Here is a 24,262-nt window from a genome sequence, read left to right as displayed (position 1 = left end):
CTCTCATTTACCAGGTGTAGCGAAACCCTACATTGGCACCCCACGGCTGCTCGATCTTGCTGCCGTTGCTGTAGTCGAAGTCTGCATGGAGCGACACCTTGTCGGTCACCGTCATGGCAACACCGGCGCCCAGTTCGCCGCGCGAACCGCGCAGGTCGGTGTTGAAGCGGTTGTCGTTGACCGATACATCGGAGTTGTCGGCGAACTCATGCACGTAGGCCGCGCGCACATAGGGTTGTACGGTCTTGCCTTCTGCCCAGCTGTAGTTGCGACCGACCGTGGCACCCACCTTGCCGAGCAGCGAGTTCTCGCGATCACCCTTGGCTTTCAGGCCGTTGTCGAACGTGTAGTCGGCGCCTTCGAACGTGACCGCGGCAAACTGCACCGAAGGCTCGACGAAGTAGTCATCCGCCAGCTTGATGTGCCGGCCGAATTCCGCCGAAGCACCCAGGCCGTTGTTGTTGTAGTCGCCCTTGGTCTTGCGGCCATCGCTGAGTTGCACGTCGGCATCGTTTTGCAGGCGGTTGTACTTGATGACACCGTCGAAGTAGTAACCGCTGACGGCATCCAGCCAGGTGGCGTAAGTACCCAGGTAGTAGCTGTCGATGTCGCCACTGGTGCCACGGCTCAGGTCCAGGTCGGACTTGCTGTAACCGGCCAGCACACCCACCAGCCATTGACCGTCACCCACCGGCAACGGTGCATCGGCACCGAACGACACGCCCTGCTGCACTTGCTTGTAGGCAACGCCGGCGCTTTCGCTGACGTTGTACTTGTTGCCATACGCACGCATCCAGCCACCCGATTTACCGTGATCCAGGCGCACTTCACCCATGCGGCTGCGCAAGGTGCTGAGCTCGCCGTACCAGACCGTGCGCGCAGCGCTGAACAGCGCCATCACCGATTGAGTACCCGGGCTGATAGTGCGGGTGGCGGCATTGAGGTACCAGTCGTTGGCGCCGACCCGAACCAGGTCATAGGAATAGGTGCCCAGGTCCACCGGCCCACCTAGCAGGGAGAACTGCGCGTCACCGGCCGCGATATGCACCACTGCCGTCGAGAAGGCAGCCGTAGGTTCCGTGCCGCTGCTGTCCAGTGCCACGGTGTGCTCGCCGGTGGCAGTGCCGGTGACGGTCAGGGTGTCGATCTGTCCGGTGGTGAAATCGTTGTGCATGTAGAACGTGCCGCTGCCCGACAACTCGCCCACCGTCAGGTTGAAGAACTGCCCGGGGTTGCCAAACTGCACGCCGCCGCCATTGAGGGCCAGGTTCTCCACGGAGCCGTCGCCCACCATGATCCAGCGGGCATCATTGTTGATGGCCAGGTTCTCGACGTTTTCCAGGCGCCCGGTGAGCGTCGCGGCATTGTCCAGCGTCACATCGGCGTGGCTGCCCGCCTCGACCACGACGTCCCCTACCAACTGGCTGTTGTTGACGGCAAAGTTCGCCGAAGCACCATTTTGCACCTGCAACAGCACACCATTGCCACCGGTGAGCGTGGAGCCATTGTTGACCTGGATGTTGACCTTTTCGCTGTTGGGGTTCACGCCAACGACACTGATCGCGGCACCGCTCGTCCCTTGAACGGCCGTTTTGTCGAGGACAATCGAGTTGGCAGCCGGTAGCGCGTTGTCGGCAGACACCTCGATGCCGACGTCAGTGCCGATGATGGTGCTGTTGGCCACGCTCAGCTTGCCACCAAAGGAGAGGATGCCCACGCTGTTGGCACCGGTGCCGCTGATCTTGCTGCCTTCAATGGTCACTTCACTGTTGCGGCTCATGGTGACGCCGATCTCGCCACCGCTGATTTCACTGTCGACGACCCGTGCCTGGGACGCGCCACCGGGCAGCTCGGTCAGGATCAAGCCGCTGCGGTTGCTGGTGACCTTGCTCTGGCTGATTGTGGCTGTGCTGTTGACCAGGCTGATGCCATGCTCGTTGCCCAAAGCCGTGACCGTCGTACCGTTGAGCTGCAGGCTCGACTCGCTGGCGGCAATCTGGTTGGTGCTGGCGCCATTGGCCGTCAACTGTCCGCCCGTACGCAGTACATAGTCGTCCACCGGTGTAGTGCCGTCGATGGTTTGCGAGGCACCGTTTTCAATGATGGTCTGGCCCAGCACCAACGGGCTGGCGAACAGCAGTGGCCCCATGGCAAGCCATTTGAGAATGCGCGCAAGAGGGGTGACGGCAAAGGACGGGCTGGCATGCATGTTTATCGCTCCTGAAAGGTACACACAACGACTGTCTACAAACGCTTCGCACCTTTTCGTACAAGGGCCTGGCGTCAAACGGCGGCGATCCTAAGAATTTTCTTACGCGCGGTCTGTAGGACTAATCCGAAGCTGCTCAGAAACAACCTGTGCATGCCCGATGCGTGGAACGAAGGTCCTGCCTGCCAGCGTCGTGATGGGCGCCAACAGGCAGGGCTCGGGCATTTCGCCCTGTCATGGAGCCGGCGGCCTGGGGATTTCGCAGGAGTCATTGGGCCGCGTGAACGCTGTGCGGTTGACCTTTGGCGGGGAAGCGATCACTTCCGTGCCGTCATCGTGGGAGTACACGATCTTGACCCGTCCCCGGCGAAACGTCGCCGGATTTTCGGTCCAAAGCGGAAAGATGTGGAGGAGGTAGGGTTCGACGAAAAAATCGAAACCACCGAGGGGCGAGTCGGGCTGGCCCAATGTAAATTCCTTGCGAAAGATCGCTGTCGTAATGGGGTCGTCAGCGGCCGTCAAATCGTCGCCCTTCATCGGCGTAAACGTGACGTTGATCTTGTCGCCATCCTTGAGTTCACCTGAAAGGTCGGGGATCGTGACCTGCAATGCACCGTCGTCTCGCAACGCCATGCAACCCGGGTAATCAGGGTTGACCGCACCGTCGATTGAAGGAAAGCTCGCGGGTGGCAGCGTCACGGCAATGGCGTTGACCGCGACTTCCGTGGGCACTGAATGCAGTTCGTTGACCAGACCCGGCCCCGTGACACGGTAATGCACCAGGATCGGGTCGCCGTTGCCGGTCTCCTTGATGTAGGCCCAGGGAATATCGACGTTGTAATCCCCACCGGGAACATGGGTAGGGTCCTGGTCGTCAAAAACGACTCGCGCCTCGGCCACCTGCAACTCGCCCCAGTAGAACGTGATGATCTGATCGTTCTTGGCCTCGGTGTACCATTTGAAGTGGAACACCGCATCTTCGTCCTTGTCGGCGCGGGTCAGCTCATTGGTGCGCGTGCCATCGTGGTTTTTCACGTCGCCCTTGAGCAGGGACGGATGGATCGGGTTGGGCCAATCGACGGGAGGCCATGGGTTCCAGGGAAAGGCCACCTCGAGGTTGGTAGCGAAGCTTTCGGACAAGGGTCCGAACAACCGCCCGCTGCGAACGGCGTGGTAACTGACGAGCACCGGCTTGAGCCCGGTCGTGTTCTGTCCATACTCCTCCAGTATCAAAAGCGGTGGATGCACTGGAATCTCGAAGTTGGGCAGTGGCGCGGAGCCGGGGGAAAAGTCCCTCAGGGTTTTCGAGCCCCAGCTCACACGAATGGCGTCACCTTCCTTGTAATTGGTGTACTTGTCGACCCACACGCTCACGCCCTCCTGGACTTTCTCCATGGTCAGGAGGGGATCAGCTTGGGGGACCCGCGGTTCATTGGTCGGGTTGGGCAAAGGCCCGAAGGTCAGGGCGATTTTTTTATAGTTCGAGAGCTGGCTGGGGTTCTGCGCCTGGTCGACCAATACATAAAGCAGCACTGCTTCGGCATCGCCAAATTCACGAATCTTGTCGGCATCGATCTGCATGACCGTGTCAGCCGTGCCGGGACTGGGGACGGGGGCGTAGTAGATCGGGGTGAGCGTGGTCGGATCGGTCGGAATGTCATCGGCCGCGACCAGGTAAACGGCAACGATGTCCGTGGCCTCCCAATCCGTGTAGCCCGGCAGGGTGACGGCCAGCTTGCCACCGGCCGGCAGGTTGGAATCATCGAGGAAGTCGTCGGCGAATTCCGGGGCATCGGGCGGTGTACGGTCGTAGGGCGGCACGCGGTCAACCCGTACGGTCACTTCCAGGGAATGCGACGGAGGGTCTCCCTGGTAGTTGGTGTGCCTGTACCTCAGGATGCACGTGGCAACATTGGGAAAATCATTCGGATCGATGGTCATGACATACGGAAAGGTTTCCGGAAACTCGGTAACTCCCGCCGGGATCTTGAACTCCACTTCCAGTCCGATATCTTCGAACCTCCCGTTGCCCCTATCCACCTGCAACTGAATCTTGTCCCCGATCCTGGAACCCTCTGGAGGCAGTTCTTTCCACAACGGCACGGCGACGTCCAGCCCCTTGTTGACCTCCGGCCCCTTGAGCAAGCCCGTGGTCTTGTCGGCGTACATGTCGTCTTCGATGATCAGTTCTTTAAGGTCATCGACCAGCTTGGAGCGATACTCGGCACGCATCTTCAGGTAGGCCTGATTGCTCAGCGTGCTCGGGGTCATTTGACTTGCCATGTTCCCATCCCTCATCAATTGACAATGTTCGAGCCATGGACGAAGCCATGACCAACCGGTTGGTCAACTGCAGGGCACTGGCATACGCATCAGACACCGTCGAACGCGCCGCAGGGCGAAATGACCCTGGACGGATTAAGCGCTCGAACAAAAAAAAGCGAAACTGTCAGAGTTGACAGGTGGGGATTTGTACAGGGGTGGGATTGGACGGTGTTTAGCCCTGTAGGAGCGAGCTTGCTCGCGATGGGTTCAGGAATACCGCTGGGCTAATGACAGCCAGCGTCATCGTTGACGACCATCGCGAGCAAGCTCGCTCCTACAGGTATTGCGTGTGCATGTGTGGGGGCGCGTAGCCGAATCAGATCACGAACCGCGCGACCATCGCATTCAAGTCCACGGCCAGGCGCGACAGTTCGTGGGTGGCGGCGCTGGTCTGGTTGGCACCGGCGGCGGACTGGGTGGCCAGGTCGCGGATGTTGACCAGGTTGCGGTCCACCTCGCGGGACACCTGGGCCTGTTCTTCCGAGGCGCTGGCGATCACCAGGTTGCGTTCGTTGATCTGGTGAATCGACTGGGTGATCTGCTCCAGGGCAACGCCGGCAGCGCGGGCCAGTTCCAGGGTGCTTTGGGTACGCTGGTTGCTCTGCTGCATCGAGGACACCGCTTCACCGGTGCCGTTCTGGATACCGGCGACCATCTTCTCGATTTCCTGGGTCGATTGCGCCGTGCGATGGGCCAGTGCGCGCACCTCATCCGCCACCACGGCAAATCCACGCCCGGCTTCACCGGCGCGGGCCGCTTCGATGGCCGCGTTCAACGCCAGCAGGTTGGTCTGTTCGGCGATGGCACGGATCACGTCCAGCACCTTGCCGATGTCCCTGCCCTGCTCCGCCAGGCCTTCGATCATCACCGACGTGTTCTGCACATCGTGAGTCATGGTCTGGATCGCGTCGACGGTTTCCACCACACGGTCACGCCCTTCGCGCGCGGCCTGGGTCGACTGGTTCGACGCCTCGGAAGTCGACACGGCATTGCGCGCCACTTCTTCCACCGCCGCGGTCATTTCGTTGACGGCGGTGGCGGCCTGTTCGATCTCGTCGTTCTGCTGTTGCATGCCGCGCGACGCTTCTTCAGTCACCGCGCTGAGTTCTTCGGCGGCGGCGCCCAGTTGCGTGGCGGAACCGGCGATCTGTTCGATGGTTTTGCGCAGGTTGGCTTGCATCGTGGACAGGGCGCTGAGCAGGCGAGCCGGTTCGTCCTTGCCATCGACTTCGACGGTTTTGGTCAGGTCGCCACCGGCGATGGTTTCAGCGGCTCTCACCGCGCGGGTCAATGGCGTGACGATGCTGCGGGTCAACAGCCAGGCCAACAGCACGGTCATGACCGCCGCCAGTACGGCCACCGCGATGATGCCGTTGACGGCACCGCTGTAGTTGTCGGCGGCGGTCACTCCGGCGACCTTGGCAGCCTCGGCGTTGAAGGCCACCAGCTTGTTGAGCTGCTCGCCCATCAGGTCGGTGCCGTCCTTGATCCGCGTGTTGATCAGGGTGCGCAACTCATCGACCTTGTTCTGGCGCGACAGGTCGATCATCTCGCGCTGGGCTTGCATGTAGTTGTCCAGCGTCGTGCTGAACTCCTTGTACAGCGTGGCTTCCCGGGTGCCCATCGGCAATGCCGCGTAATCGGCTTGCGCCTTGCGCACCTTGTCGCTGAGCACGACGATGCGCGAGTCGGCTTCCTGCAAACTGGCTGGTTCGCGATTGACCAGGATGCGGAACGACAGGATGCGCATGCGCAACACGTTCTCGGTGACGGTGCTCAGGTAACCCACGCTCGGCAGTTGGTTGCTGCCCATGTCCACCGACGCCTGGCGGATGACCGACATGCGGTTGACGGCAAATACGCCCAGCACAACCACCAGCAGGGCAATGAAGGCGAACCCAAGGAAGGCGCGCGGTGCGATATTCAGATTACGCAAGGACATAGGACGATACTCGGGGGTGAGTGTGGCTTCGAGCATCCGTGCTTTGCGGGTGGGCACGACAGGTGCGCACCTGATTTATATATCGGCGGGGCTTGAGGTTTTTTGCGGGGGTTTGTGAAATATTTTTTTACGGGCTGAGGTGTGTTTCATCCTTGAAACACTCGAGGCGTCTAGCTCGATACTTGTGGGAGCGAGCCTGCTCGCGATGGCGGAGGGTCAGCTACATGAGCGCTGGTTGACCGGGCCTTATCGCGAGCAAGCTCGCTCCTACAGGGGGTGGGGAGTCAGGATTGGTTGGCCATCCGCCACACCCGGGCGATGTCGCTTGCCCGTTCCTGCAACAGGCGTGGCGCTTCACTGCACGCCTGTTGCAGGGTCATCGGGCCGCTGGTGAGGGCGAACGCGGCGTCGATGCCGTGTTCGTACAGTGCCTGGTAACCCTCGCCGAGGGTGCCGGCGATCACGATGACAGGCACACCCTGTTGCCGGGCGATGCGGGCGACACCGAACGGGGTTTTACCGCGCAGGGTCTGCGCGTCGAAACGGCCTTCGCCGGTGATCACCAGATCAGCGCCCTGCACCGACTCGGCCAGGCCCACCAGCTCCGCCACCACCTCAACCCCGGCCTGGAACCGCGCCCCGAGAAACGCCTTGGCGGCAAACCCCAGGCCGCCCGCCGCGCCACTGCCCGGCTCATCGCGCACATCCTTACGCAGCACCTGGGCGCAGTGGTCGGCAAAGTGGCCAAGGGCGCTGTCCAATTGCTCGACCTGCCGGGAAGACGCACCTTTCTGCGGACCGAAAATCGCCGAGGCACCGTGGGGGCCGCACAGCGGATTATCGACGTCGGCGGCGATGTCGAAGCGCACCGTCGCCAGGCGCGAATCGAGTTCGTCCAGGTCGATGCGCGCCAGTTGCGCCAGCGCCAGCCCACCCGGTGCCAGGCTTTGACCCTGGGCGTCCAGCAGCTTCACGCCCAGCGCCTGCATGGCACCGGCACCGCCGTCGTTGGTGGCGCTGCCGCCAATCGCCAGGATCACCCGTTGCGCCCCGGCATCGAGTGCCGCGCGGATCAGTTCGCCAGTGCCGTAGGTGCTGCTGACGCACGCATCTCGCTGTCCCGGCGCGACCAATTGCAGGCCGCTGGCTTCGGCCATTTCAATGATCGCGGTGTGGCTGTGCGGCAGCCAGCCCCAGGCGGCATCGACCGTGTTGCCCAATGGCCCGCGAACCTTCGTGCGGCGCAACTGACCTTCGCAGGCCGCGAGGATCGATTCGACCGTGCCTTCACCACCGTCTGCCATGGGGCACTTGAGCAACTGCGCATCCGGCCACACCTGGGCCAGGCCAATGGCGATGGCATCGGCGACACCCTGGGCGCTGAGGCTGTCCTTGAACGAATCCGGGGCGATGACGATTTTCATGGGGTATCTCCAGTTTCAATGCCTTTATGTTGAACCGTCCTGCCTCAGCGAGAGGGCGATCCACGTTAACGCAACCAATACCGTTTGCCACGCGGGAAAATTCTGGTATTTGATGGAGGCTTTCCCACTGGCAAAAGGAATTCATCATGAGCTACCGCACCTTGGGTCATTCCGGTTTGCAGGTGTCCACCCTGACCCTGGGCACCATGATGTTTGGCGAGCAGACCAGTACCGAAGATTCCCTGCGGATCATCGACAAGGCCTGGGACCAGGGCATCAATTTCATCGACACCGCCGACGTTTACACCCACGGCCGCTCCGAGGAAATCGTCGGTGAAGCCATTGCCTCCAACCGCCATCAGTGGGTGCTGGCCACCAAGGTCGGGTTCGGTCCGGCGGACGGCGTGCCGAACCGTTCGGGGCTCAGCCGCAAGCATCTGTTCAATGGGATCGAGGCCAGCCTGACGCGCCTGGGCACCGACTACTTGGACATCTATTACCTGCACCGCGAAGACCACAACACGCCGCTGGAGGTGACGGTGTCGGCCATGGGCGACCTGATCCGACAGGGCAAGGTGCGTTACTGGGGTTTGTCGAACTACCGTGGCTGGCGCATCGCCGAGGTCATTCGCCTGGCCGATCAACTGGGGGTCGACCGCCCCGTCATCAGCCAGCCGTTGTACAACATCGTCAACCGCCAGGCCGAGCCCGAGCAGATCACCGCTGCGCAGCACTACGGCCTGGGCGTGGTGCCGTTCAGCCCGTTGGCCCGTGGCGTACTCAGCGGCAAATATGCCCCGGATGCCAAACCCGACGCCAACAGTCGCGCCGGTCGTGCCGACAAGCGCATCCTGGAAGTCGAGTGGCGCATGGAGTCCCTGCGCATTGCCCAGCAGATCCAGCAATACACCCGGGAGCGTGGCGTGGGCATCGTCGAGTTCGCCATCGCCTGGGTGCTCAACAACAGCGCCGTCACCTCCGCCATTGTCGGGCCGCGTACCGAGGAACAATGGGATGCCTACACCAAGGCGCAGGCGGTGAAGATCACTGCCGAGGATGAAGCGTTCATCGATTCGCTGGTGACGCCGGGGCATGCGTCGACACCGGGGTTCAATGATGTGGGGCATTTTGTTTCCGGGCGTAAGCCACGATGAGGAGCGGGCCTGCCTGCGATGGCGGTATTTGTCAGACACAACTAGGCTGACTGAGACGTCGCCATCGCGAGCAAGCTCGCTCCTACAGGTGTTGTGGATTTTGATCGCGCGGCCAATATTCACAACAAAAACCGCGTATCCTCCGCATTCCGTTCAACGCTCGGCTACGCGAGGACAGTTTGTCTAAAGGTATCGCTCTATCGGTTTCAGCCTCGGTGCTGTTTGCCGTCATGTATTACTACACCTCACTGCTCAGTCCCTTGAATGGTGTGGAGATTTTCGGTTGGCGGATGCTGCTGACCGCGCCCTGCATGACCCTGTTCATCCTGATTTCCGGCGAATGGAAACGTGCCCTGGAGATCGTGCGGCGCGTTGCCGCCAACCCCAGGCTGATTGCCTGCCTGATCGTCTCGTCGGCGCTGCTCGGCGTGCAACTGTGGTTGTTCATGTGGGCGCCGCTCAATGGCTACAGCCTCGACGTCTCGCTGGGCTATTTTCTGCTGCCGCTGGCGATGGTGCTGACCGGGCGAATCGCCTATGGCGAGCGCCTGTCGTACCTGCAAAAGGTCGCGGTTTTTTTCGCCAGCCTGGGTGTGGTCAATGAGTTGTATCAGGTGGGCGGCTTCTCCTGGGCGACGCTGGTGGTGGTGGTCGGCTATCCGCTGTACTTCGTGCTGCGCAAATGGATGAAGTCCGACAACCTCGGCGGGCTGTGGCTGGACATGGTCATTATGCTGCCCATCGCGTACGGGTTCGTGCACGGCGGTACGAATGGTTTCGGCGTGTTCGATCAGTATCCGGCGCTGATGGGGCTGATCCCGCTGCTGGGACTGATCAGCGCCTCGGCGCTGGTGGTGTACATCATCGCCAGCCGGCTGCTGCCGTTCAGCCTGTTTGGCCTGCTCAGCTACGTAGAGCCGGTGCTGTTGCTCGGCGTGGCGCTGTTGCTGGGGGAAAGCATCAAGCCCGGGGAATGGCTGACCTACATCCCGATCTGGATGGCGGTGCTGGTGCTGGTGTTCGAGGGGTTCAAGCATTTGGTGCGACAGCGCAGGCCTTGAGGCTGCGCAGCACTCATTGTGGGAGCGGGCTTGCCCGCGATAGCGGTGTTACAGTCTCATCTGAGTTGACTGACACTCCGCCATCGCGGGCACGCCCGCTGCTACAGTTTTATTACTCGGCGTTCAACACGCCACGCCGAACCTGATCCCGCTCGATCGATTCGAACAACGCCTTGAAGTTGCCCTCGCCGAAACCATCATCGCCCTTGCGCTGGATGAATTCGAAGAACACCGGGCCCATCAGGGTTTCCGAGAAGATCTGCAACAGCAGGCGCTTGTCCCCCGCCTCGGAGGAACCGTCGAGCAGGATGCCCCGCGCCTGGAGCTCGCCCACCGGCTCGCCGTGGTTCGGCAAACGGCCTTCGAGCATTTCGTAATAGGTGTCCGGTGGCGCGGTCATGAAGCGCATGCCGATCTTCTTCAGGCGGTCCCAGGTGTCGATCAGGTTATCGGTGAGGAACGCCACGTGCTGGATGCCTTCGCCGTTGAACTGCATCAGGAACTCTTCGATCTGCCCGGCGCCCTTGGACGATTCCTCGTTCAAGGGAATGCGGATCATGCCGTCCGGCGCGGTCATCGCCTTGGAGGTCAGGCCGGTGTATTCGCCCTTGATGTCGAAATAGCGGATCTCGCGGAAGTTGAACAGCTTCTCGTAGAAATTCGCCCAGTACGCCATGCGCCCGCGATACACGTTGTGGGTCAGGTGATCGATGATTTTAAGGCCCGCCCCCGCAGGGTTGCGCTCGACACCTTCCAGGAAAACGAAGTCAATGTCGTAGATCGAGCTGCCCTCGCCAAAACGGTCGATCAGGTACAGCGGTGCACCGCCAATGCCCTTGATCGCCGGCAGGTGCAGCTCCATCGGGCCGGTTTCGATGTGGATCGGCTGCGCGCCCAGCTCCAGTGCGCGTTTGTAGGCTTTCTGCGAATCCTTGACGCGAAACGCCATGCCGCACACCGACGGACCGTGCTCGGCTGCGAAGTACGAGGCGACGCTGTGGGGTTCGTTGTTGAGGATCAGGTTGATCGCGCCCTGGCGATACAGGTGCACGTCCTTGGAACGGTGGGTCGCGACCTTGGTGAAACCCATGATCTCGAAGATCGGCTCCAGGGTGTTGGGGGTTGGCGATGCAAATTCGATGAACTCGAAGCCCATCAGGCCCATTGGGTTTTCGTATAAATCTGCCATGGTTGGCGCCTCATCATGCTTTTCAATTAACAAACGTTATTGGCTGAAAATGCTGAGACCGCCGGGTGGCGCGCAGGAGATGCCGCGTACGCTGCGGGCGAGGAAGTCACCATAGATCAATTGAAACCCGAAACTGTTCATCGTCGACCCAAGGCTCTGGCGGAAAAGGCTTCTGCTGCCAGAAGGATTATTATTGTATGCGTAAACCGATTCTACACAGCGTAAATCGGTTTGTCCGCCTGCTGTATCAAAAGCCCTTTTTCAACGCACGTGCAAGGGGTTTGATGCACAGGAAAACGCCCGCCAGGATCAATCCGGTCAACGAAAATGCCCAACGCCAACTATCATGGCCGTTGACCGGGCTTTTTGCGCGAAGCGTGTCCGGCAAGCAGCCCCACGCCAACGAGACAGACTCCACGCATGCCGCTGATCGTCAAACACCGCCGCACCCGCCGCACCCGCCGGCTGGTGACATTGCTCAGCGGCCTGCTGCCGATCGGGCTGGGTGTCGCCATCCTTTACTTGCAGGCCGGACGCACGCTGGAACACAGCACCCGACTCACCGCCGAAGAAGCCATCCGCCAGTTCGACCTGATGCTCGACAACACTGCCCAGGCTGCCCGGGAGCTGGTGCCACTGGCCGGCCAACCCTGCGAAACAGTGAAACTGGCCCTGCGTGAACAGGTCACCCGAAGGCCGTTCGTGCGTTCAACGAATCTGGTTTGGGAAGGCAACCTCTATTGCAGCTCGTTGTTTGGCGACTATCAGGAAAAGGTCAATGCCGACGACTACACACACGGCACCCTGTGGCTGATGAACGGCAACCCGGTCACGCCCGATACGGCGCTTCTGGTGTATCGCCTCAGCGAGGGCGAACAAGGGGCGTTGACCACCCTCGATGGGTATCACCTGAGCAACGTGCTACGCCTGATCGGTCGCAACACCCTGCTGATACTGCGCGTCGGGCCACACTGGTTATCCGCCGACGGCAGCGTCCATGAAGGCGCCCTGCCGTCGTTGCCGGTGGCTGAAAACCAGCTCACCTCCCAGCGCTACGGCTTCACGGTCGCCGCCGGTTTTCCCGAAGGCGAGACCTGGCGCTACATGCGCAGCGAATACCCGTCGCTGTTCAGCCTGCTGATCTTTTTTGGCGCCGTGTCCGCGCTGATCGGGCACGCACTGCAAAAGCGAGCATCGTCTCCCAGCCACGAATTGCGCCGAGCGCTGGATGCGCAGGAGTTCGTGCCGTATTTCCAGCCGGTGGTGCACGGCACCACCAAAAGGTGGTCGGGCGCCGAAGTATTGATGCGCTGGAATCATCCCAAAGAAGGCCTGGTGCGCCCGGACCTGTTCATTCCGTTTGCCGAGCATTGCGGCCTGATCGTGCCGATGACGCGCTCATTGATGCAGCAAACCGCGCAGTTGCTCGGCCCGCTGTCCACTTCATTCGCTGACCCCTTGCACATCGGCATCAACATCACAGCCAGCCACTGCCAGGACCTGCAACTGGTCGAAGATTGCCGGGCGTTTCTCGACGCCTTCGCACCGGGCTCGATTCATCTGGTGCTGGAGCTCACCGAGCGCCAGTTGATCGAGCCCACGCCCGTGACCCTGCAACTGTTTGATCAGCTACGGGCGCTGGGCGTGAAGATCGCCATCGACGACTTCGGCACCGGGCATTGCAGCCTGGGTTACTTGCGCCAGTTCAACGTGGACTTCCTGAAAATCGATCAGAGTTTTGTCGCCATGATCGGCGCCGACGCCCTGTCCCGGCACATTCTGGACAGCATCATCGAGCTGTCGGCCAAGCTTGACCTGGGCATCGTCGCCGAGGGCGTGGAAACCCACGAGCAAAGTGATTACCTGAGCGCCCACGGCGTTAACTTCCTGCAAGGTTATCTGTTTGGCCGACCGATGCCTCCGGCAGATTTCATTAACGCATTAACTCACCATTAACTAGCGCTTTTATGCGATGAAACAACCTAACGGCCTGTCCTTTTGAAACAACACGGCCAATCTTGTTACATGAAGAAAAAGTCACGATTTACTCTTCGGCCATTAACTACTACAATTTTTCTTGCCTGCGCTAGATTGGCAGGTGAGCCACTTATCACCGAGTCGCTTCAAGGCCCTTGCTTATAGCTTTGTTTGCGGTTGGTCTCAGCCAAACACACTATTGGAGTAAAGATATTGTCCAGACTCGCTGAATTTCGTGCAGCTGAAAAGGCCCTTCAAGAACAGCTCAAACAGCTGGAATCCCTGAAGAACGACGCCGGGCTCAAGAAAGAAATCGAATTCGAAGAAAAGCTCCAGGGGCTGATGAAAACCTACGGCAAGAGCCTGCGTGACATCATCGCCATTCTCGATCCGAATCCAAAGTCCGGCCTTCAGCAGGCTGCTGCACCCAAAACCCGCCGCGCTCGCGTGGTCAAGGTCTATCAGAACCCACACACTGGCGAACTGATCGAAACCAAGGGTGGCAACCATCGCGGGCTGAAAGCCTGGAAGGAAGAATACGGCGCCTCCACCGTTGATTCCTGGCTGCGCGGCTGATCACTCGTGGTAGCAAAAAGCCCTGCTCGATGCAGGGCTTTTTTATGGATGCTCAACAATTGCAACGAATTGAATCGATCAGTGTTCTACTTCCCGTTCAACTTTGTATTTAATCCTTTGGGGCATCTAAAAATGGCGCAATGCACGATGGTGCAATTGCTCCCATTAAAGTTGCAGGCTGTTACGGGCCGACGCTATTTCGTCCTCGCTGGCCTTATAAGCCTCGGCTTGCCCAGCGTAGGAAAAAACATACGCCTTATCCGCACCCAGCGCTGCCACCAATGTTTGTGAGAGCACATGTCGGCCATTCTGGGTAATGGTGCAGGTGGTTTCCAGCGCCGCTAGCCGGCTCAAGGTCGCCGTATGGATTTTAGTGCAGACGCTTTGATAGCCACCCTGGAAAAAGTCCTTCTGCACCGACTTGCGCATCTCCAGCAACACGCCTTGCAAATTGACCTGATGACCACTTTCCACAGGCGTCGTGGTCAACTCCATCACCATGACGGGCGTGCCACCCTCATCATGTTTCACCGCCCGCTGGCGAGACACCTGGGGCCGGGCGTCGTCCTGAGGCACCGTTTCGATCTCCCAGCCCTTCGGCCAGGTCACCGTGGGCGCATCAGCCTGCGCCTCGGCGATACCCATCAGCAGACCCAATAGAACGAACAGCAGTTTAGGGGATCGGATCATTGCAATGAACACTCGCGGATTGAACCGCAAAGTCTGAGCCCAGGCCATCGCTCAGGCAATAGCAGACGCTTTGGGGTTTGGTGATGCCAGCCCCCTTGCGTATCATTGGCACCATTATTTAGCCCAACTTGTTGACGGAGGGCCCATGAGCCTGCACGAATTGAACACCTTCCCCGGCGTCACCGCCCAACCGGACAGCGCCACCCGCCAGTTCGTCTTCAACCACACCATGCTGCGGGTCAAGGACATCACCAAGTCCCTGGATTTCTACACGCGCATCCTCGGGTTCTCGCTGGTGGAAAAACGTGACTTCCCGGAAGCCGAGTTCAGCCTGTACTTCCTGGCGCTGGTGGACAAGGACCAGATCCCGGCCGACGCCGCCGCGCGCACCGAGTGGATGAAGTCGATCCCCGGCATCCTGGAACTGACCCACAACCACGGCACCGAAAACGACCCGGACTTCGCCTACCACAACGGCAACACCGACCCGCGCGGTTTTGGCCACATCTGCATCTCGGTGCCGGACATCGTCGTCGCGTGCGAGCGTTTCGAAGCCCTGGGCTGCGACTTCCAGAAACGCCTCTCGGATGGCCGCATGAAGAGCCTGGCCTTCATCAAGGACCCGGATGCCTACTGGGTTGAAATCATTCAGCCTGCGCCGCTATAAGTCAGTACCAGGCGCGGTGAAACTATGGGAGCGGGCTTGCTCGCTCCCACAGGTTAAACTTTCACAGGTTGATTGGTGCAAGACACAAAAAACCCCATGATCACTCATGGGGTTTTTTGTTTCAGGGCCTGGCGTTACGCCGGGGCCGAGGTGCGGATCAGGTGGTCGAATGCGCTCAGGGAAGCCTTCGCGCCCTCGCCCACTGCAATCACAATCTGCTTGTACGGCACGGTGGTCACGTCACCGGCGGCGAACACCCCCGGCAGCGAGGTCTCGCCACGGGCGTCTACGATGATCTCGCCGCGAGGCGACAACTCGACAGTGCCCTTGAGCCAGTCGGTGTTGGGCAGCAGGCCGATCTGCACGAAGATGCCTTCAAGGTTGACCGTGTTGAACTCGCCCGAATCGCGGTCCTTGTACACCAGGCCCGTGACCTTCTCGCCGTCACCCTTCACTTCGCTGGTCAGCGCACTGGTGATGACATCGACGTTGGGCAGGCTGAACAGTTTGCGTTGCAACACCGCATCGGCGCGCAGCTTGCTGTCGAACTCCAGCAGTGTGACGTGGCTGACAATACCCGCCAGGTCGATGGCCGCTTCGACGCCGGAGTTGCCGCCGCCAATCACCGCCACACGCTTGCCCTTGAACAGCGGACCGTCGCAGTGCGGGCAGAAGCACACGCCCTTGGCTTTATATTCCTGCTCCCCCGGCACGCCCATTTCACGCCAGCGAGCGCCGGTGGCCAGGATCAGCGCCTTGGTTTTCAGGCTGGCACCGCTTTCGAAGCGCACTTCGTGCAACTCGCCAGGGTTCTTCGCCGGGATCAGCGCGCTGGCCCGTTGCAGGTTCATGATGTCGACGTCGTACTGCTTGACGTGTTCTTCCAGGGCACTCGCCAGTTTCGGCCCTTCGGTCTCCTGCACGGAAATGAAGTTTTCGATGGCCATGGTGTCCAGCACCTGGCCGCCGAAACGTTCCGCTGCAACACCCGTGCGAATGCCTTTACGGGCGGCGTAGATCGCCGCCGAAGCACCGGCTGGGCCACCGCCGACCACCAGCACGTCAAAGGCTTCCTTGGCGCTGATCTTCTCGGCTTGGCGCTCAGCGCCGCTCGTGTCGATCTTGGCGAGGATTTCTTCCAGGCCCATGCGGCCCTGGCCGAACACTTCGCCGTTCAGGTAGATGCTCGGCACGGCCATGACCTTGCGATCGTCGACCTCAGCCTGGAACAGCGCGCCGTCGATGGCGACGTGGCGGATGTTCGGGTTCAGCACCGCCATCAGGTTCAGCGCCTGGACCACATCCGGGCAGTTCTGGCAGGACAGCGAGAAGTAAGTTTCGAAGTTGAACTCGCCTTTAAGCGAACGGATCTGTTCGATCACTTCGGCACTGGCTTTCGATGGGTGGCCGCCGACTTGCAGCAGCGCCAGCACCAGGGAAGTGAATTCGTGGCCCATCGGGAGGCCGGCAAAACGCAGGCTGATGTCCTGGCCTGGGCGATTGATCGAGAACGATGGCTTGCGAGCATCGTTACCGCTGTCGATCAAGGTAATGAGTGTGGAAAGGCTGGCAACGTCTTTCAACAGGTCGAGCATTTCCTGGGATTTCGCACCGTCGTCGAGCGAAGCAACGATCTCGATCGGTTGGGTGACCCGTTCCAGGTACGATTTCAACTGGGCTTTAAGATTGGCGTCCAACATACGGGCGATTTCCTTTATCAAATTCTTTGCATAAAAAAACGCCCGAGCGAATCTCGCCCGGGCGTTTTCAGAGGGCGGTGCAGCTTACTGAGTAGGTGCGGTGGACCGCCCTGCGGAGCGTGTCACTGACTTAGATCTTGCCGACCAGGTCCAGGGACGGAGCCAGAGTGGCCTCGCCTTCTTTCCACTTGGCTGGGCAAACCTGGCCTGGGTGAGCAGCGACGTATTGAGCGGCCTTGATTTTGCGCAGCAGCTCGGAAGCGTCACGGCCAACGCCGCCATCGTTCAGCTCAACGATTTTGATCTGGCCTTCAGGGTTGATCACGAAGGTGCCACGGTCAGCCAGGCCAGCTTCTTCGATCAGCACGTCGAAGTTGCGGGAGATGGCGTGGGTTGGGTCGCCGATCATGGTGTACTGGATTTTGCCGATGGCTGGCGAAGTGTTGTGCCAGGCAGCGTGAGCAAAGTGGGTGTCAGTGGAAACACTGTAGATTTCGACGCCCAGTTTCTGGAATTCGTCGTAGTTGTCAGCCAGGTCTTCCAGTTCGGTTGGGCAAACGAAGGTGAAGTCGGCTGGGTAGAAGAACACGACAGACCACTTGCCTTTCAGGTCAGCGTCCGACACTTTTACGAAGTCGCCGTTTTTGAAGGCGTCAGCTTTGAACGGTTTAACTTGGCTGTTGATGATAGGCATCGATGACTCTCCGTCAGGGGTTGTGAAGTTGATGGAGAGGACTTTACCGGCTCAGGCAGCGATTGGCTCATTGGCAAACCTGATGCTGCTGATCGGTTTTGGCTATTAGCGGATGTTATTAATAGAAGAAATTGGTATCTAGCTGTCGCTGAGGTGACCTGTAGGAGCGAGCTTGCTCCTACAGGGGATTCACATCAGACCGGGGTGCGCATTGTCACGAACTCTTCCGCCGCCGTCGGGTGCACGCCGATGGTGTCGTCGAAGTCGCGCTTGGTGGCGCCGGCCTTCAGGGCGATGGCCAGGCCTTGCACGATCTCGCCGGCGTCAGGGCCGACCATGTGGCAGCCCAGCACCTTGTCGGTCTTGCCGTCCACCACGAGCTTCATCAGGCTGCGCTCCTGGCAATCGGTCAGGGTCAGTTTCATTGGCCGGAAACGGCTCTCGAAAATCACCACCTCATGCCCGGCCGCGCGGGCCTCTTCTTCGGAGAGGCCAACAGTGCCGATGTTCGGCAGGCTGAACACCGCCGTCGGGATCATCTTGTAATCCACCGGACGATACTGCTCAGGCTTGAACAGGCGGCGCGCCACGGCCATGCCTTCGGCCAGCGCCACAGGGGTGAGCTGGACGCGGCCAATGACGTCGCCCAGGGCCAGGATCGACGGTTCGGCCGTCTGGTACTGCTCGTCGACTTCGACAAAGCCCTTGTCATTGAGCTTGACCCCGGTATTTTCCAGCCCCAGGTTGTCCAGCATCGGACGCCGCCCCGTGGCGTAGAAGACGCAGTCGGCCTCCAGTACGCGTCCGTCCTTGAGCGTCGCCTTGAGGCTGCCGTCGGCGAGCTTTTCGATGCGCTCGATGTCGGCATTGAATTGCAGGTCCATGCCGCGCTTGGTCAGCTCTTCCTGCAAGTGCTTGCGGACCGCGCCGTCGAAGCCGCGCAGGAACAGGTCACCGCGATACAGCAAGGTAGTCTGGGCGCCCAGGCCGTGGAAGATCCCGGCGAACTCGACGGCAATGTAGCCGCCGCCCACGACCAGCACGCGTTTGGGCAGGGTCTTGAGGAAGAACGCCTGGTTGGAGCTGATGGCGTGTTCGTGACCCGGGATCTCCGGGATCTGCGGCCAGCCGCCCGTGGCGATCAGGATGTTTTTCGCGGTGAAACGCTCACCGTTGATTTCGACAGTATGCGGGTCGACGATGCTGGCGTGGCCTTCATGCAACGTCACGCCGCTGTTGACCAGCAGGTTGCGGTAGATGCCGTTCAGGCGGTTGATCTCGCGGTCCTTGTTGGCGATCAAGGTGGCCCAATCGAAATCGGCCTCGCCCAGGGTCCAGCCGAAACCAGCAGACTGCTCGAAGTCTTCGGCGAAGTGGGCGCCGTAGACCAGCAGTTTTTTCGGCACGCAACCAACGTTGACGCAGGTGCCGCCCAGATAGCGGCTCTCGGCCACGGCCACCCTGGCGCCAAACCCCGCCGCGAACCGCGCCGCGCGCACACCGCCGGAACCGGCGCCAATTACATACAGGTCAAAATCAAAGGCCATCGTCTATCTCCTCGGCAGGCCATCAGCATACCCGCCGCCGTTCGTTGGGCAAGCGCAGAAAAACAAAAAGCCACCCGAAGGTGGCTTTCAGTACAAGCAAGCGTGGCGTTATCAGTAAGCCTTGCCGGTCTTGTAGAAGTTCTCGAAGCAGAAGTTGGTGGCGTCGATGTAGCCTTCGGCGCCGCCGCAGTCGAAACGCTTGCCCTTGAACTTGTAGGCCATGACGCAGCCGTTCTGGGCTTGTTTCATCAGGGCGTCAGTGATCTGGATTTCACCGCCCTTGCCCGGCTCGGTTTGTTCGATCAGGTCGAAGATGTCCGGGGTCAGGATGTAACGACCGATGATCGCCAGGTTCGATGGCGCGTCTTCCGGTTTTGGTTTCTCGACCATGCTGTGTACACGGTAGATGTCGTCGCGGATCATCTCGCCGGCGATCACGCCGTACTTGTTTGTTTCCTGCGGGTCGACTTCCTGGATCGCGACGATCGAGCAGCGGAATTGCTTGTACAGCTTGACCATCTGGGTCAGGACGCCGTCGCCTTCGAGGTTGACGCACAGGTCATCCGCCAGCACCACGGCAAACGGTTCGTCACCGATCAGTGGGCGACCGGTCAGGATCGCGTGACCCAGGCCCTTCATTTCGGTCTGGCGGGTGTAGGAGAACGAGCACTCGTCAAGCAGCTTGCGGATGCCGACCAGGTATTTCTCCTTGTCGGTGCCCTTGATCTGGTTTTCCAGCTCGTAGCTGATGTCGAAGTGGTCTTCCAGGGCGCGCTTGCCGCGACCGGTGACAATGGAGATTTCGGTCAAACCGGCATCCAGTGCCTCTTCGACGCCGTACTGGATCAGTGGCTTGTTTACCACCGGCAGCATTTCCTTGGGCATGGCCTTAGTCGCTGGCAGGAAGCGAGTACCGTAACCGGCTGCTGGGAACAAGCATTTCTTGATCATAAAAGTCCTTGAAAGGGCTGTGTGTACGAGTTTCGGCGCAGTCTAATCAGGCGGCGTGCACCTTACAATGCCCCGCACTGGCTAACCGATGCCAACATAGAGAAATATTCCAGCGGATAGTTCCGCGTAATTGCTGGAGTGCCATTAGGCATAGCAGAAAATCGCGTCGACGCCGGGAATTCGCAGGCGGCGGATGCGGCCTTTTGACGCTATCATGCCGCGATTCAACCAGCCAACGAGGCAGATAGATGTCGGCAGCAAAAAGCGTCAACGGGTTCCTGATCAACAAATCCAGCGATGGCCAGTGGTGGGTCGACAGCGCCAACGGCGAGCGCATTGCCGGGCCATTCCCGAGCGAGAAGATGGCCGTTGAAGTGGCCAGCGTGCTGGAACTGGAGCGCCCGGCACCTGCGCGGCGCAGCAAGGACACCTGACTTACACCGTCCCCTGTAGGAGCGAGCATGTCGAGGCGTCGAACCGTCGCGATGGGCGTCAACGATGACGCTGGCTGTCTGGATGCCCGCGGTGCCTGAGCCACCATCGCGACGGTGCGACGATTCGACATGCTCGCTCCTACAGGCATCTCGGGAGATTGAGAAAGACATGGCCTTTGGCTATAACCTTTTGCTCACGGCGCTGTCACAGACTTAGCCCCATTATCCTGACGACGACCCAAACATGAACAAACTGCTACCGTTGATTGCGCTCCTGGCCCTGGGTGGCTGTGCCACCACCGAAACCACTTACCTGGGCAATGGCGAGCAAGGCCTCGCCATCGACTGCTCGGGGGAAGCCAATTCCTGGGCGACGTGTTACGAAAAAGCCGATGCCTCCTGCGCCGGCACCGGCTATCGAATCGTTGGCACCGACGGCACACCGTCTCCCAAAGAAGAGGACAAGACGCTGGGGGTCGACATCGGCAACTACAAGAACCGCAGCGTCGTGGTGGTGTGCAAGTAAGGCGCCCTGCCCTACATGTGGATCTCTGCGAACTTGATGCCCAGCCCACGCACCGTCTCGATCAAGTCATCGAGACGTGCGAAGGATTCGACTTCGTCGTTGTCGTCCACCAGAAAATAACTGCGCCCCGCGCTTTTCTTGAAGAACACAATCCATTGCGCCGGCTCCGCCGGGTTTTGAATCACATGGGTGGCAGAGATTTGACCCTCTGCATGGCGCTCCCGTACCTGCTCTCGCTTCATGCTCGACTCCAGAAATGACAATGCCGCCAAGCGTTGCTGTGGCGGCATCGGTGCTGACGGGCGGTATTCTATCAGCCGGAAATGCAGGCGGTGGCGGCGTTGCGTACATCCATCGGACGCAGGGGCACATTGGAAATGCGTTCGTGCAGCTTGATGCTGCTGCCACCGGAGCGTTCCTCGATATCGAACACTGCGGCAGGGCCCGAGGAAAATTTCTGCGGCACAATCACCCGTACCGCATCCTTGCCTTGCGGCTCGATTTGCAGGGGGCTGCGGCTGCTGGCCAGTTTTTCGCTCAGGCATTGCGCGTACTCATGGGGCTTCTTGCCGGAAATCACGTTCATGGTCGGCAGCGATTCATTGATTTCCTTGACGCTCGCACAACCACTCATCGCCAACGCGCACGGCAAGACCCACACAGCCCATTTCATACAAAACCTCCGACAAAGAGCCTCGGACAGCGCAAACGCTGATTTTCTCCATGGCCCCCTGCTTTTTCGTTCATTGAATTTTCGAAATACTTTGTTTAATTGCCAAAGCGATGCCCGGCGGTCGGATAATAACCCGTCCAGGCTGATAAACTGCGCCAATCACCCTGGCTATCGTTTTGATTTTGTAGAAAAAGGCCTTTTGGAGGCGCCCCCATGAAATTTATCCACCAGCGAGAGCACCTCAACGAGGACGACATCGTCGTCATCCAATGCTCGCAGACGTGCAACATCCGTTTGATGAACGACGCCAATTTCCGCAGTTTCAAGAATGGCGGCCGTCATACCTACCATGGTGGCGCGTTCGACACCTTCCCGGCGCGCATTACCGCACCGAGTACCGGATTCTGGAACATCACCATCGACACTGTCAGCCGCCGGGCAATCAGCGTGACCCGCAAACCGACCCTGACTCACTCGATCAAAATCATCCGTCGTTCCAGCACCAAACTGAGCTGAACGGCACTCGACGCACAGGCACGACCATGGCTCTAACCACTAAATACGTCATCAAGTACAAGCTCAACGGTGAGCGCCGCTTCGAGTTTGCCCAACTGGAAAACGGCACCGAAGCAGAAGCCAAGGCAGCCCTGGATGCCTTGCATGGCGCCGGCGACGATGTCATCAGCGAAATCAGCGTCAGCAAGGCGCTGTAATACTGCGCACCATGAACCCGATCACCTTTGATCTGTTTGCCGATGTTGAGCCCGAACAAGCGCCCCGGCGCGAGCAGATTGGCGAACAGTCCTACGTCTTGCGCGGCTTCGCCCTGCCCTGGCTGGAGCAATTACTGCCAGCGCTGGAAACGGTGCTGGCGGTGGCGCCGTTTCGGCAGATGGTCACCCCCGGCGGTTTCACCATGTCCGCCGCGTTGAGCAGTTGCGGCAACTGGGGCTGGACCACCGACCGCAGCGGTTACCGCTATTCGCACCTGGACCCACGTACCCAGGCCCCTTGGCCCGAGATGCCCGCTGTTTTTTTCGCCCTCGCCCAGGCGGCGGCGCTGGAAGCCGGTTTTGCCGACTTCGTGCCAGATTCCTGCCTGATCAACCGCTATATTCCCGGCGCGAAAATGTCATTGCATCAGGACAAGGACGAAGCGTCTTACGCGGCGCCGATCGTTTCGGTGTCACTCGGGCTGCCGGCGATGTTTCTGTTCGGTGGATTCGAGCGCAGTGAAAAAAGCCAGCGGGTGCCGTTGTTTCATGGCGACATCGTGGTCTGGGGCGGTGTCGACCGCTTGCGTTATCACGGGATTTTGCCGATCAAGCCAGGCGTGCACCCGCGCCTGGGCGAGCAGCGCATCAACTTCACGTTTCGCACTGCTCATTGATCATTCGAGTTTGACCGCAAGACCCGGAGTGCAGCGACCTCGTCGCCTGGTTAATCTGACTCAAACGGATCAACGGACTTCACGCCATGACCACCATCGAGAACGATCCCCGCTGGGCCGCCGTCGTCGCCCGCGATCCCCGCGCCGACGGACAGTTTGTGTATGCGGTGAAAACCACAGGGGTGTACTGTCGCCCGAGCAGCCTGGCCCGCTTGCCCAAACCGCAGAACGTCGAGTTCTTCGATTCAGCCGAGCAGGCCCAGGCGGCGGGTTATCGTCCGAGCAAACGTGCGGTGAAGGATCACAGCGACGGCGCCACGCAACATGCAGCGACGGTCGCCGCGGCGTGTCGCCAGATCGAGTCCGCCGAACACTTGCCGACCCTGGGCGAGTTGGCCGATGCGGCCGGCTTGAGCAGTTTTCACTTCCATCGAGTATTCAAAACTATCACTGGCCTGACCCCCAAGGGCTATGCCACGGCGCACCGCTCGCGCAAGGTCCGTCAGCACCTGGCGGGGGCAGGTTCGGTGACCGATGCGCTGTATGACGCCGGCTTCAATTCCAACGGGCGTTTTTATGCGGCGGCGGACCAGGTGCTGGGCATGAAGCCCGGTGACTACCGTGCCGAGGGGCAGAACAACGACATCCGTTTTGCCGTCGGCCAGTGTTCGTTAGGCGCAATATTAGTCGCGCAAAGCTCGCGGGGTGTCTGCGCGATTCTATTGGGCGACGATCCGCACCAGTTGGTCTGCGACCTGCAGGACAGGTTTCGTCGCGCCAACCTGATCGGCGCCGACCCCGAGTTCGAGCAACTGATCGCCAGGGTCGTCGGTTTTATCGAAGCCCCGGCCATCGGCCTGGATTTGCCGCTGGACGTGCGCGGCACGGCGTTTCAAGAGCGGGTCTGGCAAGCCCTGCGTGAAATCCCGGTGGGCAGCACCGCCAGCTACGCCGATATCGCCCAGCGCATCGGCGCGCCGAAAGCCGTGCGCGCCGTGGCCCAGGCCTGCGGCGCGAATAGCATCGCGGTGGCCATCCCCTGCCACCGCGTGGTGCGCAGCGATGGCAATCTGTCGGGCTACCGCTGGGGCGTAGAGCGCAAACGCCTGTTACTGGACCGCGAGTCGCACTGA

At 60.2% G+C, this 24,262-nt stretch carries 23 protein-coding genes and 1 pseudogene; 11 read left to right on the top strand and 13 right to left on the bottom strand.

Annotation, left to right across the window (positions count from 1 at the left end; genetic code table 11):
• Positions 1 to 7: 7 nt before the first annotated feature.
• The 5 genes and pseudogenes from AB4N64_RS07010 to AB4N64_RS06990 form a co-directional block, all read right to left on the bottom strand.
• Positions 8 to 2,209 carry an autotransporter outer membrane beta-barrel domain-containing protein gene (locus AB4N64_RS07010; RefSeq protein ID WP_460123369.1) on the bottom strand — a complete coding sequence of 734 codons (2,202 nt, stop codon included), beginning with the start codon at positions 2,207 to 2,209 and terminating at the stop codon, positions 8 to 10.
• 234 nt (positions 2,210 to 2,443) lie between these two features.
• Positions 2,444 to 4,492, bottom strand: coding sequence for a hypothetical protein (locus tag AB4N64_RS07005; protein ID WP_460123366.1), 2,049 nt, complete (start codon positions 4,490 to 4,492; stop codon positions 2,444 to 2,446).
• Positions 4,493 to 4,850: 358 nt separating this feature from the next.
• The gene (locus AB4N64_RS07000; protein ID WP_460126648.1) at positions 4,851 to 5,606 is read right to left on the bottom strand and encodes a methyl-accepting chemotaxis protein; all 756 of its coding nucleotides are present in this window, start codon (positions 5,604 to 5,606) and stop codon (positions 4,851 to 4,853) included.
• A 102-nt stretch (positions 5,607 to 5,708) separates the two neighbouring features.
• A pseudogene (locus tag AB4N64_RS06995) lies at positions 5,709 to 6,476 on the bottom strand (MCP four helix bundle domain-containing protein); the annotation flags it as partial.
• A 284-nt stretch (positions 6,477 to 6,760) separates the two neighbouring features.
• A complete protein-coding gene (locus tag AB4N64_RS06990) occupies positions 6,761 to 7,900 on the bottom strand; it encodes a glycerate kinase (RefSeq protein WP_460123365.1) in 1,140 nt (379 codons plus the stop codon).
• A 146-nt stretch (positions 7,901 to 8,046) separates the two neighbouring features.
• Here AB4N64_RS06990 and AB4N64_RS06985 point away from each other — a divergent pair, with 146 nt between their 5' ends.
• Positions 8,047 to 9,054 (top strand): aldo/keto reductase, encoded by a 1,008-nt coding sequence (locus tag AB4N64_RS06985; RefSeq protein WP_460123362.1) that lies wholly within the window; start codon positions 8,047 to 8,049, stop codon positions 9,052 to 9,054.
• A gap of 179 nt (positions 9,055 to 9,233) precedes the next feature.
• Positions 9,234 to 10,115: an EamA family transporter RarD gene (gene rarD / locus AB4N64_RS06980; RefSeq protein WP_460123360.1), complete on the top strand. Its 882-nt coding sequence runs from the start codon at positions 9,234 to 9,236 to the stop codon at positions 10,113 to 10,115.
• Positions 10,116 to 10,227: 112 nt separating this feature from the next.
• On the opposite strand, the gene hppD is transcribed toward rarD, so the two are convergent.
• Positions 10,228 to 11,304, bottom strand: a complete 1,077-nt coding sequence (gene hppD / locus AB4N64_RS06975) for a 4-hydroxyphenylpyruvate dioxygenase (protein ID WP_460123357.1) — start codon at positions 11,302 to 11,304, stop codon at positions 10,228 to 10,230.
• 420 nt (positions 11,305 to 11,724) lie between these two features.
• Here hppD and AB4N64_RS06970 point away from each other — a divergent pair, with 420 nt between their 5' ends.
• Positions 11,725 to 13,260, top strand: a complete 1,536-nt coding sequence (locus AB4N64_RS06970; RefSeq protein ID WP_460123354.1) for an EAL domain-containing protein — start codon at positions 11,725 to 11,727, stop codon at positions 13,258 to 13,260.
• A gap of 234 nt (positions 13,261 to 13,494) precedes the next feature.
• Complete coding sequence (locus AB4N64_RS06965; protein ID WP_460123352.1) at positions 13,495 to 13,857, top strand: histone-like nucleoid-structuring protein, MvaT/MvaU family; 363 nt, start codon at positions 13,495 to 13,497, stop codon at positions 13,855 to 13,857.
• A 165-nt stretch (positions 13,858 to 14,022) separates the two neighbouring features.
• Here the strand turns inward: AB4N64_RS06965 and AB4N64_RS06960 are convergent, their stop codons facing one another.
• Entirely contained in the window at positions 14,023 to 14,547 is a 525-nt protein-coding gene (locus AB4N64_RS06960) for a DUF4946 domain-containing protein (RefSeq protein ID WP_460123349.1), read from the bottom strand.
• A 145-nt stretch (positions 14,548 to 14,692) separates the two neighbouring features.
• On the opposite strand from AB4N64_RS06960, the gene gloA reads away from it, so the two are divergent.
• Positions 14,693 to 15,214: a lactoylglutathione lyase gene (gene gloA, locus AB4N64_RS06955; protein WP_460123346.1), complete on the top strand. Its 522-nt coding sequence runs from the start codon at positions 14,693 to 14,695 to the stop codon at positions 15,212 to 15,214.
• A 134-nt stretch (positions 15,215 to 15,348) separates the two neighbouring features.
• Here the strand turns inward: gloA and ahpF are convergent, their stop codons facing one another.
• The 4 genes from ahpF to galU form a co-directional block, all read right to left on the bottom strand.
• Entirely contained in the window at positions 15,349 to 16,914 is a 1,566-nt protein-coding gene (gene ahpF / locus AB4N64_RS06950) for an alkyl hydroperoxide reductase subunit F (protein ID WP_460123343.1), read from the bottom strand.
• Between the two features lie 130 nt (positions 16,915 to 17,044).
• Positions 17,045 to 17,608 (bottom strand): alkyl hydroperoxide reductase subunit C, encoded by a 564-nt coding sequence (gene ahpC, locus AB4N64_RS06945; protein WP_017338614.1) that lies wholly within the window; start codon positions 17,606 to 17,608, stop codon positions 17,045 to 17,047.
• Between the two features lie 194 nt (positions 17,609 to 17,802).
• On the bottom strand, positions 17,803 to 19,155 hold the full coding sequence (gorA, locus tag AB4N64_RS06940; RefSeq protein ID WP_460123340.1) for a glutathione-disulfide reductase: 1,353 nt from the start codon (positions 19,153 to 19,155) through the stop codon (positions 17,803 to 17,805).
• 111 nt (positions 19,156 to 19,266) lie between these two features.
• The gene (gene galU, locus AB4N64_RS06935; RefSeq protein ID WP_003182953.1) at positions 19,267 to 20,106 is read right to left on the bottom strand and encodes a UTP--glucose-1-phosphate uridylyltransferase GalU; all 840 of its coding nucleotides are present in this window, start codon (positions 20,104 to 20,106) and stop codon (positions 19,267 to 19,269) included.
• Positions 20,107 to 20,354: 248 nt separating this feature from the next.
• Here galU and AB4N64_RS06930 point away from each other — a divergent pair, with 248 nt between their 5' ends.
• Positions 20,355 to 20,540, top strand: a complete 186-nt coding sequence (locus AB4N64_RS06930) for a hypothetical protein (RefSeq protein ID WP_460123337.1) — start codon at positions 20,355 to 20,357, stop codon at positions 20,538 to 20,540.
• Between the two features lie 244 nt (positions 20,541 to 20,784).
• Positions 20,785 to 21,066 (top strand): hypothetical protein, encoded by a 282-nt coding sequence (locus tag AB4N64_RS06925; RefSeq protein ID WP_460123334.1) that lies wholly within the window; start codon positions 20,785 to 20,787, stop codon positions 21,064 to 21,066.
• An 11-nt stretch (positions 21,067 to 21,077) separates the two neighbouring features.
• Here the strand turns inward: AB4N64_RS06925 and AB4N64_RS06920 are convergent, their stop codons facing one another.
• The gene (locus AB4N64_RS06920) at positions 21,078 to 21,308 is read right to left on the bottom strand and encodes a hypothetical protein (protein ID WP_460123331.1); all 231 of its coding nucleotides are present in this window, start codon (positions 21,306 to 21,308) and stop codon (positions 21,078 to 21,080) included.
• Positions 21,309 to 21,379: 71 nt separating this feature from the next.
• Complete coding sequence (locus tag AB4N64_RS06915) at positions 21,380 to 21,739, bottom strand: hypothetical protein (protein ID WP_460123328.1); 360 nt, start codon at positions 21,737 to 21,739, stop codon at positions 21,380 to 21,382.
• A gap of 213 nt (positions 21,740 to 21,952) precedes the next feature.
• On the opposite strand from AB4N64_RS06915, the gene AB4N64_RS06910 reads away from it, so the two are divergent.
• From AB4N64_RS06910 to ada, 4 genes are all read left to right on the top strand, one after another.
• Positions 21,953 to 22,255 carry a DUF1883 domain-containing protein gene (locus AB4N64_RS06910; protein ID WP_460123325.1) on the top strand — a complete coding sequence of 101 codons (303 nt, stop codon included), beginning with the start codon at positions 21,953 to 21,955 and terminating at the stop codon, positions 22,253 to 22,255.
• A 26-nt stretch (positions 22,256 to 22,281) separates the two neighbouring features.
• Positions 22,282 to 22,452 carry a hypothetical protein gene (locus tag AB4N64_RS06905; protein WP_460123323.1) on the top strand — a complete coding sequence of 57 codons (171 nt, stop codon included), beginning with the start codon at positions 22,282 to 22,284 and terminating at the stop codon, positions 22,450 to 22,452.
• 11 nt (positions 22,453 to 22,463) lie between these two features.
• Positions 22,464 to 23,129, top strand: a complete 666-nt coding sequence (alkB, locus tag AB4N64_RS06900) for a DNA oxidative demethylase AlkB (RefSeq protein ID WP_460123320.1) — start codon at positions 22,464 to 22,466, stop codon at positions 23,127 to 23,129.
• Between the two features lie 86 nt (positions 23,130 to 23,215).
• Positions 23,216 to 24,262 (top strand): bifunctional DNA-binding transcriptional regulator/O6-methylguanine-DNA methyltransferase Ada, encoded by a 1,047-nt coding sequence (gene ada / locus AB4N64_RS06895; RefSeq protein ID WP_460123317.1) that lies wholly within the window; start codon positions 23,216 to 23,218, stop codon positions 24,260 to 24,262.

It is taken from the genome of Pseudomonas sp. S2_C03, from assembly GCF_054668405.1.
This window is presented reverse-complemented; position numbering and strand designations above follow the sequence as displayed.

Excerpts from the sequence above, each read along its gene's own strand:
- AB4N64_RS06905 (WP_460123323.1), top strand. The coding sequence starts at position 22,282 with ATGGCTCTAACCACTAAATACGTCATCAAGTACAAGCTCAACGGTGAG.
- hppD (WP_460123357.1), bottom strand. The coding sequence starts at position 11,304 with ATGGCAGATTTATACGAAAACCCAATGGGCCTGATGGGCTTCGAGTTC.
- AB4N64_RS06930 (WP_460123337.1), top strand. The coding sequence starts at position 20,355 with ATGTCGGCAGCAAAAAGCGTCAACGGGTTCCTGATCAACAAATCCAGC.
- gorA (WP_460123340.1), bottom strand. The coding sequence starts at position 19,155 with ATGGCCTTTGATTTTGACCTGTATGTAATTGGCGCCGGTTCCGGCGGT.
- AB4N64_RS06970 (WP_460123354.1), top strand. The coding sequence starts at position 11,725 with ATGCCGCTGATCGTCAAACACCGCCGCACCCGCCGCACCCGCCGGCTG.
- ahpF (WP_460123343.1), bottom strand. The coding sequence starts at position 16,914 with ATGTTGGACGCCAATCTTAAAGCCCAGTTGAAATCGTACCTGGAACGG.
- ahpC (WP_017338614.1), bottom strand. The coding sequence starts at position 17,608 with ATGCCTATCATCAACAGCCAAGTTAAACCGTTCAAAGCTGACGCCTTC.
- AB4N64_RS07005 (WP_460123366.1), bottom strand. The coding sequence starts at position 4,492 with ATGGCAAGTCAAATGACCCCGAGCACGCTGAGCAATCAGGCCTACCTG.
- AB4N64_RS06960 (WP_460123349.1), bottom strand. The coding sequence starts at position 14,547 with ATGATCCGATCCCCTAAACTGCTGTTCGTTCTATTGGGTCTGCTGATG.
- AB4N64_RS06910 (WP_460123325.1), top strand. The coding sequence starts at position 21,953 with ATGAAATTTATCCACCAGCGAGAGCACCTCAACGAGGACGACATCGTC.
- AB4N64_RS06915 (WP_460123328.1), bottom strand. The coding sequence starts at position 21,739 with ATGAAATGGGCTGTGTGGGTCTTGCCGTGCGCGTTGGCGATGAGTGGT.
- AB4N64_RS06990 (WP_460123365.1), bottom strand. The coding sequence starts at position 7,900 with ATGAAAATCGTCATCGCCCCGGATTCGTTCAAGGACAGCCTCAGCGCC.
- alkB (WP_460123320.1), top strand. The coding sequence starts at position 22,464 with ATGAACCCGATCACCTTTGATCTGTTTGCCGATGTTGAGCCCGAACAA.
- AB4N64_RS06985 (WP_460123362.1), top strand. The coding sequence starts at position 8,047 with ATGAGCTACCGCACCTTGGGTCATTCCGGTTTGCAGGTGTCCACCCTG.
- AB4N64_RS07000 (WP_460126648.1), bottom strand. The coding sequence starts at position 5,606 with ATGCAACAGCAGAACGACGAGATCGAACAGGCCGCCACCGCCGTCAAC.
- galU (WP_003182953.1), bottom strand. The coding sequence starts at position 20,106 with ATGATCAAGAAATGCTTGTTCCCAGCAGCCGGTTACGGTACTCGCTTC.
- AB4N64_RS07010 (WP_460123369.1), bottom strand. The coding sequence starts at position 2,209 with ATGCATGCCAGCCCGTCCTTTGCCGTCACCCCTCTTGCGCGCATTCTC.
- AB4N64_RS06925 (WP_460123334.1), top strand. The coding sequence starts at position 20,785 with ATGAACAAACTGCTACCGTTGATTGCGCTCCTGGCCCTGGGTGGCTGT.
- gloA (WP_460123346.1), top strand. The coding sequence starts at position 14,693 with ATGAGCCTGCACGAATTGAACACCTTCCCCGGCGTCACCGCCCAACCG.
- AB4N64_RS06920 (WP_460123331.1), bottom strand. The coding sequence starts at position 21,308 with ATGAAGCGAGAGCAGGTACGGGAGCGCCATGCAGAGGGTCAAATCTCT.
- ada (WP_460123317.1), top strand. The coding sequence starts at position 23,216 with ATGACCACCATCGAGAACGATCCCCGCTGGGCCGCCGTCGTCGCCCGC.